The sequence below is a fragment of the Alteromonas sp. Cnat3-28 genome (assembly GCF_022348265.1).
GTDB lineage: Bacteria > Pseudomonadota > Gammaproteobacteria > Enterobacterales > Alteromonadaceae > Alteromonas > Alteromonas macleodii.
Window position 1 is genome coordinate 17,749 of sequence record NZ_JAKREY010000025.1, and the last position, 14,329, is coordinate 32,077.

Annotated in this window: 13 protein-coding genes and 1 pseudogene; 8 read left to right on the plus strand and 6 right to left on the minus strand. The window is 45.6% G+C overall.

From position 1 onward, the window contains the following. Window positions 1–12 precede the first annotated feature (12 nt). Genes trpCF through MHM87_RS18140 form a run of 4 tightly spaced genes read right to left on the minus strand, consistent with a single transcriptional unit; the run spans window position 13 to window position 4,804 of the window. On the minus strand, window positions 13–1,422 hold the full coding sequence (trpCF, locus tag MHM87_RS18125) for a bifunctional indole-3-glycerol-phosphate synthase TrpC/phosphoribosylanthranilate isomerase TrpF (RefSeq protein WP_239260504.1): 1,410 nt from the start codon (window positions 1,420–1,422) through the stop codon (window positions 13–15). Continuing rightward, a complete protein-coding gene (gene trpD / locus MHM87_RS18130; protein WP_039216290.1) occupies window positions 1,415–2,446 on the minus strand; it encodes an anthranilate phosphoribosyltransferase in 1,032 nt (343 codons plus the stop codon). Before trpD ends, trpCF begins: the two co-directional genes overlap by 8 nt. Beyond that, window positions 2,439–3,071: an aminodeoxychorismate/anthranilate synthase component II gene (locus MHM87_RS18135; protein ID WP_239260507.1), complete on the minus strand. Its 633-nt coding sequence runs from the start codon at window positions 3,069–3,071 to the stop codon at window positions 2,439–2,441. The genes trpD and MHM87_RS18135 overlap by 8 nt, the downstream gene beginning before the upstream one ends. Continuing rightward, complete coding sequence (locus tag MHM87_RS18140) at window positions 3,068–4,804, minus strand: anthranilate synthase component 1 (RefSeq protein ID WP_239260509.1); 1,737 nt, start codon at window positions 4,802–4,804, stop codon at window positions 3,068–3,070. Before MHM87_RS18140 ends, MHM87_RS18135 begins: the two co-directional genes overlap by 4 nt. Window positions 4,805–5,082: 278 nt before the next feature. Here MHM87_RS18140 and MHM87_RS18145 point away from each other — a divergent pair, with 278 nt between their 5' ends. The 6 genes from MHM87_RS18145 (at window position 5,083) to dkgB (ending at window position 10,436) form a co-directional block, all read left to right on the plus strand. After that, window positions 5,083–5,940, plus strand: coding sequence for a PHP domain-containing protein (locus tag MHM87_RS18145; RefSeq protein ID WP_049586825.1), 858 nt, complete (start codon window positions 5,083–5,085; stop codon window positions 5,938–5,940). A gap of 238 nt (window positions 5,941–6,178) precedes the next feature. Further along, window positions 6,179–6,799 (plus strand): L-threonylcarbamoyladenylate synthase, encoded by a 621-nt coding sequence (locus tag MHM87_RS18150; protein ID WP_014948946.1) that lies wholly within the window; start codon window positions 6,179–6,181, stop codon window positions 6,797–6,799. Window positions 6,800–7,023: 224 nt separating this feature from the next. Further along, entirely contained in the window at window positions 7,024–7,887 is an 864-nt protein-coding gene (locus MHM87_RS18155; protein ID WP_168533234.1) for a segregation/condensation protein A, read from the plus strand. Further along, window positions 7,874–8,467, plus strand: a complete 594-nt coding sequence (gene scpB / locus MHM87_RS18160) for an SMC-Scp complex subunit ScpB (protein ID WP_014948948.1) — start codon at window positions 7,874–7,876, stop codon at window positions 8,465–8,467. The genes MHM87_RS18155 and scpB overlap by 14 nt, the downstream gene beginning before the upstream one ends. 40 nt (window positions 8,468–8,507) lie before the next feature. Further along, complete coding sequence (gene rluB, locus MHM87_RS18165; protein ID WP_014948949.1) at window positions 8,508–9,404, plus strand: 23S rRNA pseudouridine(2605) synthase RluB; 897 nt, start codon at window positions 8,508–8,510, stop codon at window positions 9,402–9,404. A gap of 228 nt (window positions 9,405–9,632) precedes the next feature. Next, window positions 9,633–10,436, plus strand: coding sequence for a 2,5-didehydrogluconate reductase DkgB (gene dkgB, locus MHM87_RS18170; protein WP_039225720.1), 804 nt, complete (start codon window positions 9,633–9,635; stop codon window positions 10,434–10,436). Window positions 10,437–10,659: 223 nt separating this feature from the next. Here the strand turns inward: dkgB and MHM87_RS18175 are convergent, their stop codons facing one another. Together MHM87_RS18175 and MHM87_RS18180 are read right to left on the minus strand one after the other, a co-directional pair. Further along, the gene (locus tag MHM87_RS18175) at window positions 10,660–11,223 is read right to left on the minus strand and encodes a sugar O-acetyltransferase (protein WP_239260511.1); all 564 of its coding nucleotides are present in this window, start codon (window positions 11,221–11,223) and stop codon (window positions 10,660–10,662) included. Window positions 11,224–11,263: 40 nt separating this feature from the next. Continuing rightward, window positions 11,264–11,935: a hypothetical protein gene (locus MHM87_RS18180; protein ID WP_049586818.1), complete on the minus strand. Its 672-nt coding sequence runs from the start codon at window positions 11,933–11,935 to the stop codon at window positions 11,264–11,266. Between the two features lie 507 nt (window positions 11,936–12,442). Here MHM87_RS18180 and MHM87_RS18185 point away from each other — a divergent pair. Both MHM87_RS18185 and MHM87_RS18190 read left to right on the plus strand, forming a co-directional pair. Further along, a pseudogene (locus MHM87_RS18185) lies at window positions 12,443–12,936 on the plus strand (arsenate reductase family protein). Between the two features lie 12 nt (window positions 12,937–12,948). Then, complete coding sequence (locus MHM87_RS18190) at window positions 12,949–14,235, plus strand: DUF445 family protein (RefSeq protein WP_239260513.1); 1,287 nt, start codon at window positions 12,949–12,951, stop codon at window positions 14,233–14,235. Window positions 14,236–14,329: the final 94 nt, after the last annotated feature.

Genomic DNA, 14,329 nt, shown 5'->3' on the forward strand with positions numbered 1-14,329 from the left:
CCTGTATTTAAATTAGTAACGGCGGCAAATGGCAAAAAGCGCGTCGAGTTTTTCTTCGCTTTTCACGCCGGGTGCGGTTTCTACGCCTGAATTCACATCAATAGCACCACAGCCGGTTGCAATAGCTTCTGCAACATTCTGGGCGTTTATACCGCCAGCAAGCACTAACTTATGCTTCGCTTCGATATCGTTTAATAGCTGCCAATTGAACGCTTCGCCTGTACCGCCTTTGGCATCACCCACTTGGCAATCCAGAAGAACACGGCTTACAAGGCTATTATTTAAGTGTCTGTCCACTGCGTCTGGAAGTGCGTCAGAAGAGGTTGCTTTAACACCTTCGACTTTCCAAATTTCACAACCTTCTGGAAGCTTGGCAGCAAGCGCTGAAATGTAGGTGTCATCTTCGCTGCCGTGAAGCTGCACGGCAAAAAGGTTGAGCGAGGCGGCGAGTGATGCCACTTCATCAATGTCGTGATTAACGAACACACCAACAAAAGCACCGTCAATGCTCTGCGTTATAGTCAAAGCCTGTGCTTCGCTCACACAGCGTGGCGATTTTTCAGCGAAGATAAGCCCGCCAAAGCTAGCGCCTTTATCAAACGCCATTTGCGCTTGTTCGGGGGTGGTAAGCCCGCACACTTTAAATGCGCCATTCACTAACGTTTTCACAGCGCGCGGTAGGTCAGACTCTGCCATTAACGCACTGCCCACCAAAAAGCCTTGGGATACAGGCGCTAAACGAAGCACGTCTTGGTGTGTGTATATGCCCGACTCTGAAATAACCACGTAGTCGTGCGTGGCTTTTTCAAGCATGGGCACAAGGCGTTCGGTGGTCGCTAAATCGGTAGAAAGGTCGCGTAAGTTGCGATTATTGATACCAATGATGTTGGCTTCAAGGGCAATAGCGCGCTCCATTTCTTCTTCATTACTTACTTCGGTAAGAATGTCTAATGACAGAGCATTGGCAACGCTTGCCAACTCGCGATATTCGTCATCATTTAGCACACTAAGCATTAATAGCACTGCGTCGGCATTATAGTGACGGGCTAGATACACTTGATAGGTATCAACGAAGAAATCTTTGTTAAGCACAGGCTGAGTAACACGCTCAGTAACATAAGCTAAGTACTCAAATTTACCTTGGAAGTACTTCTCGTCTGTCAGCACAGAAATACCGGCAGCATAAGGCGTGTAAGCCGCTAAGATCTCGTCTAAATCGAAATGCTCTCGAATAAGGCCTTTTGAAGGCGATGCTTTTTTGCATTCAAAGATAAAGCCTGCGTTTGGCTCACTAAGTGCGGCAAATAAACTCTTTTCGGAAGGAACTAGATTCGCCTTGAAGCTTTCTAGCGGCAGTGCTTCTTTGCGTGCGGCCACTTCTTCTCGTTTGTCTGCAACAATTTTCTCAAGCACATTAGCCATTCGTGCTTACCTCCTGAGTAATTTTGGCAACCTTCGTTAATAACTGCATGGGTAACCCTTCGGCCATAGCGTTCATCGCCATTTCAGCCCCTTCTTTGAAGGTTGATGCTTTGCCGGTTACTTTCAACAGTGCCCCGCAGTTCATGGCGATAGCGGCACGGTGCGCCTCTTTACCTTCGCCGTTTAGCGCTGCTTCAACAAATTGTCTGTTTTCTTCAGGTTCACCGCCCTCAATCGCAGAAAGAGGATAATGAGGTAAACCGAAGTCTTTAGCGGTAACGGTAAGCTTGCGAATATCGCCATGCTCAAGGTCGTAAATCATTGATTCGCCGTGAAGCGCCAGTTCATCCAAGCCATCGCCATGCACTATCATTGCGCGGTGTTGGCCAAGCAGCATAAGGGTTTTTGCGTAAGGTTCAAGCAGTTCAGGAGAGTATACGCCGAAAACGCCATGAGTTGGACCCGCCGGGTTTGCCAGCGGCCCCAGTATATTAAATAAGGTTCTGGTCTTCATCGCAGCGCGCACGGGGGCTGCGTGGCGCATACCGGCGTGATAAACCGGTGCAAAAAGAAATGTGAAATTTGCTTCATCTAAGCACTTGCGGGATGTTTCTGGGCTAATTTCTAAATTAAGACCAAACTGGCGAAACAAATCAGCAGAGCCAGACTTACTCGATACACTGCGATTACCGTGTTTCGCCACCTTCACGCCACAAGATGCGGCAACTACACCGGCTGCACTGGAAATATTAATGGTGTTGTGGCCATCTCCGCCTGTACCAACGATATCTGCAAACTCATAAGACGGTGTGGGAAAGGGCAGTGCATTGGCAACCATGGCACTCGCGGCACCCGCAATTTCGCTGGGAGATTCTTTTTTCATCTTCAGCGCAGTCAGCACTGAAGCAATCATCACCTCGCTTTGCTCACCGTGCATGATGCTGTTAAACAAGCTGTATGCCTCGGTTTGCGACAGTGATTCTCGCAACATAATTTGTTCTAGTAGAGGGCCTGCGTTAAGCATGGTTCGCTCCCTGTAACGTTAAATAGTCAATACTTTGCTTTAACAGCAAACTGCCGTGGGCTGTTAAAATAGATTCTGGGTGAAATTGGAAACCCAACATGCGATCTTCGCTATTGTAAACTGCCATTACGGCCTCACTGCCGTCATCGTTTATTGTAGATGCGCAAACAGTAAGGTTTTCAGGCAATGAATGTGCCACTAAAGAGTGGTAGCGTGCTACATGTAAGGGTTGCTGTAAGCCTTTGAACATGGCGTCTTCAGAATGGGTAATAGCAGAAGACTTGCCGTGCATAACTTGGCTGGCGCGACCTACGGTGCCGCCGTAATGCTCAACAATAGCTTGATGGCCTAAACAAATACCAATTACGGGGAACACGCCGTGTACCTTTTTAAGTAGCTCAGGCATACAGCCGGCTTCACTTGGTGCGCCTGGACCTGGTGACAACATAAGAAGCACGGGGCCTTTCGTTGCTTGTTCCTGCATTTTCTCAAACAAAGCATCTGCTGAAACCGTGTTTCGATAGACTTTAATGTCTAGGTTTAAGGTGCGCAGTTCGTCCACAAGGTTGTAGGTAAATGAGTCTACATTGTCGAGCAAAAATAGGGTGGTCACTTGCTGATTCATGCGTTGCCTCCTTCATTTAATGCAACGTTGATACTTTCAGCTTCTTCTTGTAGCGCTGCTTTTACTGCACCAATTACCGCTTGTGCCTTAGCGCGGGTTTCATCAGCTTCAGCTTGTGGAACCGAGTCATATACTACACCTGCACCCGCTTGAATATAAGCCGTGCCGTTTTTCACAAACGCTGAGCGAATGACTATACAAGTGTCCATATCGCCTTGACCATTCAAGTAGCCAACCGCGCCGCCATAACTGCCGCGGCGTTTTTTCTCTACTTCGCGAATTAACGTCGCTGCGCTTACTTTTGGTGCGCCAACTAGAGTGCCCATATTCATGCAGGCTTGATAAGCGTGCAGTGGATCTAAGTCGTCACGTAGCTGGCCAACCACGCGTGACACCAAGTGCATCACGTGAGAGTAACGGTCAACTTTTAGCAAGTCTTTCACATAGCGCGTACCTGGGCGACTCACTTTTGCCACATCGTTTCGGGCAAGGTCAACCAGCATAATGTGCTCAGACTTTTCTTTGGTGTCTTCGCGAAGGTTAAGCTCAATGCGGCTGTCTAAATCTCTGTCGATACTGCCATCAGGGCGCTTGCCACGTGGACGGGTACCGGCAATCGGGTAGATCTCTACCTGATTACTTTCTCTTTCGTATTTAAGCGCTGATTCAGGAGAGGCGCCAAATATACTGAAAGCGGCATCTTGCATGCAAAACATGTAAGGGCTTGGGTTTGATTCTTTTAGTTTAGCGTAAGCAAGTAGCGGCGACGGGCAGGGGAGAGAGAATGTGCGCGAGGGCACAACCTGAAAAATGTCGCCAGCTAAAATGTGCTGTTTTAAGTCCAGCACATGGTTGCAGAACTGTTCATCACTTAAATCAACACTCACTTCAACGCTTGGGTCAAAAGAAGAAAGTGACTGTCCGTTTTCGGTTTCGTTTGAGTTTTCTGAGTCGGAAACGAGTGACTGTCCGCTTTGTGCTTCACTTTCTACATCAGCAATCTTTGCTGTATTTGCACCTACTAGCACTGGCTCAGCGGGCATATCGTGTAGCTGCTGATGAATTGCTTCTAAGCGCTGAGCAATGGCAAAGTATTGCTGGGCAACGTCTTGTCCACTAAAAACACTGCCAATTAAATGTGTCTCGCGGGTTTGGTGGTCAACGGTAATTAAGGTCTCTGCCAAGTAAAACACAAAGTCTGGACAGTCATTTTCACCTTCTGCAACATCGGGTAATTTTTCAAAGCCTGCTAGCATGTCGTAGGCAAATACACCGCCTAAGAAAATGGCGTGGGGATGTTGGCGGATTGGCGTAATCTTATTGATAACAATGCGAAGCGCGTCCATTACGCTTGCGGCCTTTAAGCGACTGTCTTCGTCGAGTTCACCGTCAGCCTCATCACACACCAACGTAATTGAAGTGTCTGTCCTTTCTTTGATGTGTAGGCCGTCAGGGGCGTGGTCAACAAATAATGGTAACACTGAAGCGCCGTTGCCTGTCAGTGCTTTCACTTCAACGCGGTTGTCCCGGCATTCCATGCGCAGTGCTGCGTCAACCATTAACAAGCTTTGTAAATCGTCTTTAGAATCAATTTCTGCCGACTCTAAAAGCAATGCGTTATTTTTATTGCCACAAAGGTGGGCAAACGCGGCAAGTGGATCATCGACATAGTGTCCCACCTGCTCAATTGTCTCTACCTTACCTGGAGAAATCCCCAGTTCCGCTAAACTCATTTTTGCTACTCTCCAACTGCAAAAAGACAAAAAAAAGGCCCGTATAAACGGGCCTTTATGTGTATTCATTCACGCACTACAGTGCACACCGCCCGTTAAGTTAGGGAGTGCCACCACCAAGCTGCAACTGTCATTGCTGTTGAAATATTGTATGAATGCATGAATTACTCGTTGTTTTTCCAAACTTCAATAGGATTTGAAGCGGTTAGTACGTATACTTTGTGTGTATAGAAGAAAACAAATTGCCGTTTGTGTCAACCTAAAATTTGCATAAGACATTGAAAATAGATCTACACAGTCATACAAAATTCTCTGATGGCCATCTAACGCCAGAAGAATTAATCCTTCGCGCGCACACCATGCAGGTGGATGCGCTTGCCGTTACCGACCACGATACCGTAGCCGGTTTGGAAGAAGCACATGCAACTCAATCGAAGCAAAAACGTGCATTAACCATTATTGATGGTGTTGAAATTTCCACCACTTGGCACAGTTTCGATATCCATATAGTTGGATTAAATGTGGACAGACACTGCCCAACGTTTCTTGAGCGGCTGCAAGGCCAGTCTCAAACCCGAGAAGCCCGAGCTGAAAAAATTGCTGATAAGCTCGAAAAGTGTGGGTTTGAAGGTGTTTTCGCGCGCGCAAAAATGCTAGCTGGCGTTGGCCAGGTGACACGGGCGCACTTTGCGCGCGTATTAGTAAACAACTACGGTGTGCCAAGTATGGACGCCGCGTTTAAGAAGTATCTTGGCAAAGGCAAACGAGCCGCAGTTAAAGCTGAGTGGCCAAGCATCGAAACGGCTATCGAGTGGATCCACGATGCAGGTGGTCAAGCTGTATTGGCTCATCCCGCCCATTACGACATGACAGCAAAATGGCTACGGCGCTTGGTGGCGCTGTTCGAACAAGCCGGTGGCGACGCCATTGAAACCGCATTTCCAGGTATTAATAAAACCAAACAAGAGCTTATTAATGAGCTTGCACAAACCCATCAGTTGTTAGCATCGGCGGGCTCTGATTTTCACTTTCCGTCTCGTTGGACTGAGCTGGGTAAGAACCTCGGCATTAGCAGTAAGCTCACACCCGTATGGCATAATTGGAAACAATTTGAAGGGCAGATGGCCGAGAGCTAGGAAATCTAATTTGCAACGCTCTCGGTATAAATGGGCAAGGTAAGGCAAATGGTTCACGTACGGTTGATGAGCGCTAAAGCTAATTAAAATGCCGAGATTTGGTTAGTAAAAAGCCCAAAAGCTAATTTAACCAGCGAGTTTTACCCACGAGCTTAACCAGCAAGCTTTACGAGTGGACAGACACTTGCCTCGTTGGCAAAGTAGTATCGTACTGCGCGTTTAAGAAAAGGAAGTAATTATGAGTCAATTTTTCTATGTGCACCCCGACAACCCGCAAAAGCGCCTAATTAGTCAGGCTTGTGAGTTAATTCGAGAGGGGGCAGTGGTGGTGTATCCGACAGACTCAGGCTACGCCATAGGTTGCCAAATGGAAGACAAAAAGGCGCTTGAGCAGTTGTGTCGTATTCGTCAAATCGATAAAGATCACAACTTTACCTTAATGTGTCGAGACATGTCTGAGCTATCAATTTACGCAAAGGTAGACAACACGGCGTTCAGGCAAATTAAGAACAATACACCAGGGCGTTACACCTTCGTGTTGAAAGCGACCCGCGAAGTACCAAAGCGTTTGCAAAATCCTAAACGTAAAACCATAGGTATTCGCGTGCCCGATAACGCCATTGCACTTGCATTATTAGAAGAGCTGGGCGAACCATTGATGTCTACGTCTTTGATTTTGCCAGGTAACACCATGGCCGAATCAGACCCGGATGTCATTCGCGACAACTTAGAAAAGCAAGTAGGGCTTATTATTCACGGTGGTTACATTGGAGAGCAGCCCACTACAGTGGTTGATTTGTCGGAAGACACGCCGGTAATTGTGCGACATGGCACGGGCGATCCGTCTCCCTTCGAGTAACTTTCGTTTTACTGTTTTTTTGAACAGGTTGTTGTAAATAGCCTATTTTAACTAGCTTCTTTTGCTTGTTGTGAGTGAAAGTTACAGTAGGAAACCGTAAACTATGTTGCGAGGGCCTGTAGTGCTTCGATGTACAGCGAAGCGCTGCAAGTTCTCGCGTGAACGCGTAAATAATAATATCAATAATCGCCGCTTTGTTAGCGCGTAAAAACGGTTGTGGAACTGTGTCAGAGCTTGTTGAAGACAATAATAACGATAATGAGGCCTCTGTTGAGAAGGGGCTTTCGACACCTGTTCAGCAGCCGTTGCCACTTGCGTTTATTAATGGCGAAGCGCTAATTGAAAAGCCTGAAGATCTCTTCATTCCCCCCGATGCCCTAGAGGTCATATTAGAAACCTTCGAAGGGCCGCTCGACTTACTACTTTATCTGATTAGAAAACAAAAGTTTGATATCACCACACTGCCCATCGCAGATGTTACCAAGCAGTATATGGAGTATGTAGATGCCATGATGTCGCTAAAATTAGAGCTGGCAGCAGAGTACTTGCTGATGGCAGCCATATTGGCAGAAATTAAGTCCAGGCTTCTACTACCTAAACGCAGTGACGATTCCGACGAAGAAGAAGATCCTCGAGCAGAGCTTATTCGCCGATTAAAAGAATACGAGTTAGTAAAGCAAGCGGCAGAAGATTTAGATATTCAGCCTAGACTTGAACGGGATATTTTCACCACTCACGTTGAACTAAGTGAGAATGTGGCGCCAATTCGCATTGAGCCCGATGTGTCTTTAGCTGAAATTGTATTGGCGTTCAGTGCGGCCATGAAGCGCGCTGAAGCGTTTGAACACCATACCATTGCACGGGAAGCACTGAGCACGCGAGAGCGCATGTCGCTCATCTTGTCGTTACTCACAACAACTGAATATACGCCACTTGAACGCCTATTTACGGTTGAAGAAGGTAAAGCTGGGGTAGTGGTTTGCTTCTTAGCAATTTTAGAATTAGTAAAAGAACAGCTAATTTTATGCATTCAGGCAGGTCCTTATGCAAAAATTCATGTAAAATTAGGTGCCCATGAAGAAAATTAACACGGCGCAGCTTAAACAATTGGTAGAGGCAGCAATATTTGTTGCTGATAAGCCTATTTCAAAGCAGCATTTAAAAGAAACGGTACTCAATGAATTTACCGTCGCTGATAGAACCTTGAGTAAGGTGATTAACGAACTAAAGTTAGACTATCAGCCAAGAGGCATTCAATTGGTGGAAGTAGCAAGTGGCTATCGCTTTCAGTCGTTAGATGCGTTAAGCCCGTGGTTAAGCAAATTGTGGCAGGAAAATGCGCCAAAGTATTCTAGAGCAATGCTCGAAACCTTGGCACTCATTGCCTATCGTCAACCTATAACCCGCGGAGAAATAGAGCAGGTCAGGGGCGTGGCGGTAAGCAGTAATATTATAAAGACACTCACAGAACGAGACTGGGTTAAGGTAGTAGGTCACAAAGAAGTGCCTGGGCGACCAGCGCTTTATGCAACTACCAAAGGCTTCTTAGACTATTTTTCGATGACGTCGTTGAGCGATTTGCCCAATGCTGATGCTTTCGAAAACATGGCTGAAAGCGTTGCGTCAGACTCGCCGCTTAAGGTGTTAAATGAGGCACCGTCCGAATAGACCGTGCGACCGTAAACAAGCAATTAAAGAGTGAAAACCCATGACTGAAAAGTTGCAAAAAGTACTGGCTAACCAAGGGCTAGGCTCGCGACGAGAAATGGAACGTTGGATTGAAGAAGGCCGAGTATCGGTCGATGGCACCAAAGCAACATTAGGAGATAGAGTCGACCACACCGCACAAATCCGTGTTGATGGTCATTTGCTATCTCGTCAAACAGAACAGCCAATTTGCCGTGTGTTGATGTACAACAAACCCGAAGGTGAATTGTGTAGCCGTCACGACCCTGAAGGTCGCGATACGGTATTTGACCGCCTTCCCGCCATTCGATTAGGGCGCTGGATCACCGTTGGTCGTCTAGACATGAACACCAGTGGCCTGCTGTTATTCACCAACGATGGTGAACTAGCCAACCGCCTGATGCACCCGAAATGTGAAGTAGAACGCGAATACGCAGTACGTGTATTCGGTGAGGTAACAGGCAAAACACTACATACCCTTCAAAAAGGTGTAGAGCTGGAAGACGGCGAAGCAAAGTTCCTGACAATTTCAGGTGCGCCTACGCCGCAGCATGCTGAAGATGAAAGCATGAACCGTTGGTACAACGTAACGTTGAAAGAAGGGCGTAACCGCGAAGTGCGTCGTCTTTGGGAGTCGCAGGGCGTGCAAGTTAGCCGCTTGATCCGCGTTAAATATGGCCCAATTGAACTGCAGAAGCGTCTACCGCAAGGTGCGTGGGTAGAACTAGGATTAGAAGACGTGAACGCGCTTCGTAGCCATGTTCAACTGCCGGATGAAACGCAAACTATGGTTAATGTACGCCAGGGCAAACTTGACCACGCGCGTTTAAGTCGCATGCGTCGCTCGGTTAAAAAGCATAAAGTGCGTAAGCAACAAGGCTTAAATAAACGAGCTGGGCGCCCCGCCAAACGTAAGTAATAGTTAATTTATTCTTGACGTGTAAGTGATTACTCAAAGCCGCAAGCGTTCGCTAGCGGCTTTTTTATTTCGGTGACGTGCATTCTTCAACTTAATCACTAAGTTTGTCTCCCATTTAATTCTGATTTCAGTCACGATGATTACGATCTTCTTTCTAAGCGATGGCGTAGCAAAGTGTGAAGCTGCTACGTCAAGTAGGGTAAGACCAAAACGGAAAAGGAGAGAGTAATGAAAGATATGCCTCAGTTAGGAATGGGAACGTTTCGGTTGAAAGGTGACGAGGCCCGTGAGTCAGTCAGTAAAGCGCTAGAGGTTGGTTTCAGACACATTGATACCGCACAATTTTATGACAACGAAGCACAAGTTGGTGATGCCATAAAAACCAGCGGCCTTGATAGAAGCGAACTGTTTGTCACCACCAAGGTGTGGCACGAGTCATTGGGCGATGCTCATTTTATTCCAAGTGTTCACGAAAGCTTAGAAAAGCTGAAGCTAGAATATGTTGATTTGCTTCTTATCCATTGGCCATATCCTGGTAATGATATTTCACTCGAAAGTTACTTAGGCAATCTTGCGAAGGCGAAAGAGCAAGGGCTTACTCGTCATATTGGGGTGTCTAATTTCACTATTGATTTGTTAGATAAGGCCGAAAAGGTTCTTGGTAAAGGCGAGATTTACACCAACCAAATTGAAATCCATCCTTTCATGCAAAATAAGAAAGTTGTTGAAGCGTGTAAGGAAAAAGGCATAAAAGCGACTGCATATATGCCATTTGCGGTAGGAAAAGTAATGAAGGACGAAACGTTATTGCGAATAGCGCAAAACCACGATGCGACGCCTGCGCAAGTTGTTCTGGCGTGGATGGAGAAACGTCACATTTACGCAATCCCTTCATCAACCAGTAAAGTACACTTGGCAGAGAATTTAGCTTACGGTGGTGTACATTTAACTGATTCAGAGCTCGCGCTTATTGATGATCTTGATAACGGCGACCGAATTGTAAACCCAGATTTTGCTCCAGACTGGGATTAACGATTTATAGAGCGCGTTTGTCTTTAGACTACTAACGGGATAGCGTTTAATTTTACCTAGCTCTGTATACTGGGCTAAAATCAGGGGCCGCCTTTGAGGTACTAATGGCGGCCCCTGAAGAGTCTTTGAATTACCGGTTCAGATTAAATCGATAGATGTGACTTGGTATGGACTCGTGTAAAGGTGTTTTTTAAGGCATGTGATACCGAAAACATCACATGCTCTATTCGGCTTGCTCTATTTCTTTGATGACTTTGGCAGGGTTACCACCTATGACCACATTGTCGCCAAAAGACTTAGTTACCACCGCGCCAGAGGCCACAACCACATTGTCTCCCAACGTTACGCCAGGGTTTATGACCGCCATACCACCAATCCAGCAATTATCGCCAATAGTAATGGGCTTGGCGAACTCGATGCCGGTTGCCCTTTGTACCGGATCTAATGGGTGCGTAGCGGTGTAGAAACCGACTTGAGGCGCAATCATGCAGTTATCACCTATCGTGACCTTCGCTGCATCTAAAATCACACAATTGAAGTTAGCGAAAAAATTTTCGCCTACGTGAATATTTTCGCCGTAATCACATTTGAATGAAGACTCAATGTAAAGCCTTTTTCCAGTACTACCAAACAGCGCTTTTAGTAGTCTTGTACGCTTTTTGTGGTCACTTTGACAAGTTGTGTTGAGCTCGTCTAATTGCATACGGCATTGCTTGCGCAATGCCGATAATGTTTTGTCTGACGGAAAGTATAAATCGCCAGCAAGCATCTTTTCTTGTTCAGTCATGCATTTCCAGAATGTTAGCTTAAATGATTAAGCTGATAAGTTACTGCGCACCACTGTAACTTACAATGACTTTTTGCTTAAGTTCGTCGCTTTCAATATCTAAGTTAACTGGACGGTGCAAAACAATGTTGCCGTCCACAGTAACCGATGCACTAATCGATAGGGTAGGTTTGTTGTCTGATTTCTTACCCCAAGCGCTTTCACTTTCCTTATATACGATATCGCCTAAAACGTGAGAAGAGCCAGACAAAGTAATATCGCCGTTGAGTGTTTTGATGTGTTTTTCAATGGTTGTATCAACTGCTGTTATGTCTCCATTCACTGTTTCAACGCTACCGCCAATTGTACTTTGCGTAGGAAGCGTAACATTTCCATTCACGGTCTCTACACCCTTAAGCACATTGAGGTGTGAAGCTGCACTTACATCGCCATTTACAATATCGATATTTCGGACAGACACATGGCTACCCATTTCAAGATTTCCGTTAACGATGCTGACTTCATCCGCGCCACCATGATCGCTAATTTCCACATTGCCATTAACAGAAGAAATATCGCCAGCGTGCTTCCCTTCAGCTATGTCAATATTGCCTAGAATAGAACTGAAATCGCTGCCTTCTAATGCACTAGCGTCGCCAACATGGATAACGCAGCCAGTAAGCAAAGAGGCTGAAAGCAACATAGCTGCACTAGCAATAATAGACTTTTTCATATTCTTATATCCTTGATTATTTTATAAATACTTAATAACACGCTTTAACGGTATTAATATCAAACACAAATTTTATTGTGTATTTATAAAATACATTTCACGTATCATGCCACTCTTAAAAAGTATTTTAAATCAAAAGGTTAGTTTAATATGCCAAAGGGGGAGGCTGCCTTAATAGTGTAATGGCTAATTTTATAGTTTCATCTGCTATCGGATGGCGAATTTGACCATTCTGCACCACATGGCCCTAAGCTCAGAAGGGAGCTCAGAAGGGGACAGACACTCGCTTGAAGAAATTATTTAAAGAAATGGACAGACACTCAATGTGAATACATCTTTTTGGTTACAAGCTGCTTTTTTGAGTGTGTGTCCGAGAAGTACAGGTAGCTATTTGAGTGTGTGTCCAACGAGTACGGGCAAGGTTTTAGCCTATGTGAGTGTCTGTCCTCGAATTTTAATAGTATGTTGGTATATGTGGTTTTTACTTTTTAGTGAGGTTAGGTGGCGATGATAAAGATTTATCACAACCCAGAGTGCGGCACGTCTAGGAATGTACTGGCGGTGATCAAGGCCGCTGGGTATGAGGTGCAGGTTATTGAGTATTTACGTGTTGGGTGGGAACGTGAACAACTAACTTATTTGTTGAATGCAGCTAACCTTAACCCTCGACAAGCGCTTCGCACAACAAAGTCTCCTGCTGCTGAATTAGGGTTACTTGATGAAACAGTGAGTAACGAAATCATCTTTGAATTGATGCTGGAACATCCTGTTTTAGTGAATAGGCCTATTGTTTGCATTCCCGAAGGTGAACACGAAAAAGCAGTTTCTTTACCTCTTGGGAGAGTTGAAGGTAATTCCTATTCGAATAAGCAAAAGAAACAGTGAAATTATGCCGGCCAAGTGAAGCTGTACTGGATATTTTGCCTGTATGGCCACAAGGCCCTTTTGCTAAAGAAGACGGCACACCACTTATAGACCAAGATGGTAAACGAGTAATTTAAACGGAGTAGTTTATGCAGGACAAGTACACGCAATTAAATAAGGCTAAAAGGCTTGCATTGGCCTGTTTGATTTTTGCCGCAAGTGTATTTGTTTTAACGGTTTTACTTCCCAAGTTTTATCCAACCTTGCAAGGAGCATGGTGGTTGGGGCTTATTAAGATGGCCAGTGAGGCGGCGCTCATCGGTGGTCTAGCTGACTGGTTTGCAGTGACAGCATTATTTAAGCCAATTCCAGCGAAGTACCCCATTCCGCACACCAATATCGTGGCTAGTAACAAGTCTGTTATTGCTAATAACCTGTCATTGTTCGTTAAGGAAAAGTTCTTTCATCCTGAAGCAATAGAGAAGCTAATTCGGGACAGCGACCCTGCAAAGGGCGCGGGAAGGTGGTTGTCACAAGATAGAAACGCTACCCGTTTAAGTCGCTTTCTATGCGATGCTTTTGCAGGCGTTCTTCGCGTGCTCGATGACAAACCTGTGAAAGCGTTTATCGCTAAAACCGCACAGAAGGGCATTAACCAACTTGATCTTAGGCAATTGATGGCAACCTCGTTAAGCGCCGTTACGAAAGAGCGCCAGCATCAGGTAGTGCTTGATAGGGTGTTAGGGAAATTGGCCTCACTGCTTGCAGAGCCAGAAACCCAAATCTACATAGCAGATACGTTAGTAGTCTGGCTAAAAACCGAATACAGTCGTATTGAAAAGCTATTGCCGTCTAGTTGGCTAAGCGAGCAGGGGGCACTCATAGCTGTTAAAGCGGTTTCAAGTATTTTGGAAGATGTATACGAAGATGAGCATCACCCCATTCGCCATGCGTTCGATGAGCAAGTACACGAATTTCTTTACGAACTACAGCACAGCCCGTTAATGGAGAAAAAGGTAAACAGCTATCGGGAAAAAATTATTAATGACCCAGCGTTAAACGCGTATGTTCAGCAATCATGGGCCAAGTTTCATCAATGGCTTTTAACGTCTCTTGAACAGCCAAATGGTAAAGCAGAAACAAAGGTGTCGAGCCTTTTAAACGATTTGGGTACCACGTTAACGCAAGACAGTGAGCTAGCAAAAGCGTTCAATAAGCACATTGGAGAAGCGGCTAAATATATGGCGCCTGAGTTGGCTGAATTTCTAACCCGTCACATTCGCGACACCATCAATAGTTGGGATGAGCGTGAAATGGCTGAGCAGGTAGAGTTGAATATTGGCCGCGATCTTCAAAAAGTTCGCATAAACGGCACGATCGTAGGCGGGTTGATAGGTGCAATATTGTTTGGTGTAGAGACGCTGCTGGGCCTCTGATACCTACGGATACTAAATGAATTGGATTTATTCTTAAAGGTGTCGAAATTATTTACAGTTCAAAAAGCAGATAACATTGTGAAAGTTATAGTTG

Excerpts from the sequence above, each read along its gene's own strand:
- trpCF (WP_239260504.1), bottom strand. The coding sequence starts at position 1,422 with ATGGCTAATGTGCTTGAGAAAATTGTTGCAGACAAACGAGAAGAAGTG.
- trpD (WP_039216290.1), bottom strand. The coding sequence starts at position 2,446 with ATGCTTAACGCAGGCCCTCTACTAGAACAAATTATGTTGCGAGAATCA.
- MHM87_RS18135 (WP_239260507.1), bottom strand. The coding sequence starts at position 3,071 with ATGAATCAGCAAGTGACCACCCTATTTTTGCTCGACAATGTAGACTCA.
- MHM87_RS18140 (WP_239260509.1), bottom strand. The coding sequence starts at position 4,804 with ATGAGTTTAGCGGAACTGGGGATTTCTCCAGGTAAGGTAGAGACAATT.
- MHM87_RS18150 (WP_014948946.1), top strand. The coding sequence starts at position 6,179 with ATGAGTCAATTTTTCTATGTGCACCCCGACAACCCGCAAAAGCGCCTA.
- scpB (WP_014948948.1), top strand. The coding sequence starts at position 7,874 with ATGAAGAAAATTAACACGGCGCAGCTTAAACAATTGGTAGAGGCAGCA.
- rluB (WP_014948949.1), top strand. The coding sequence starts at position 8,508 with ATGACTGAAAAGTTGCAAAAAGTACTGGCTAACCAAGGGCTAGGCTCG.
- dkgB (WP_039225720.1), top strand. The coding sequence starts at position 9,633 with ATGAAAGATATGCCTCAGTTAGGAATGGGAACGTTTCGGTTGAAAGGT.
- MHM87_RS18175 (WP_239260511.1), bottom strand. The coding sequence starts at position 11,223 with ATGACTGAACAAGAAAAGATGCTTGCTGGCGATTTATACTTTCCGTCA.
- MHM87_RS18180 (WP_049586818.1), bottom strand. The coding sequence starts at position 11,935 with ATGAAAAAGTCTATTATTGCTAGTGCAGCTATGTTGCTTTCAGCCTCT.
- MHM87_RS18190 (WP_239260513.1), top strand. The coding sequence starts at position 12,949 with ATGCAGGACAAGTACACGCAATTAAATAAGGCTAAAAGGCTTGCATTG.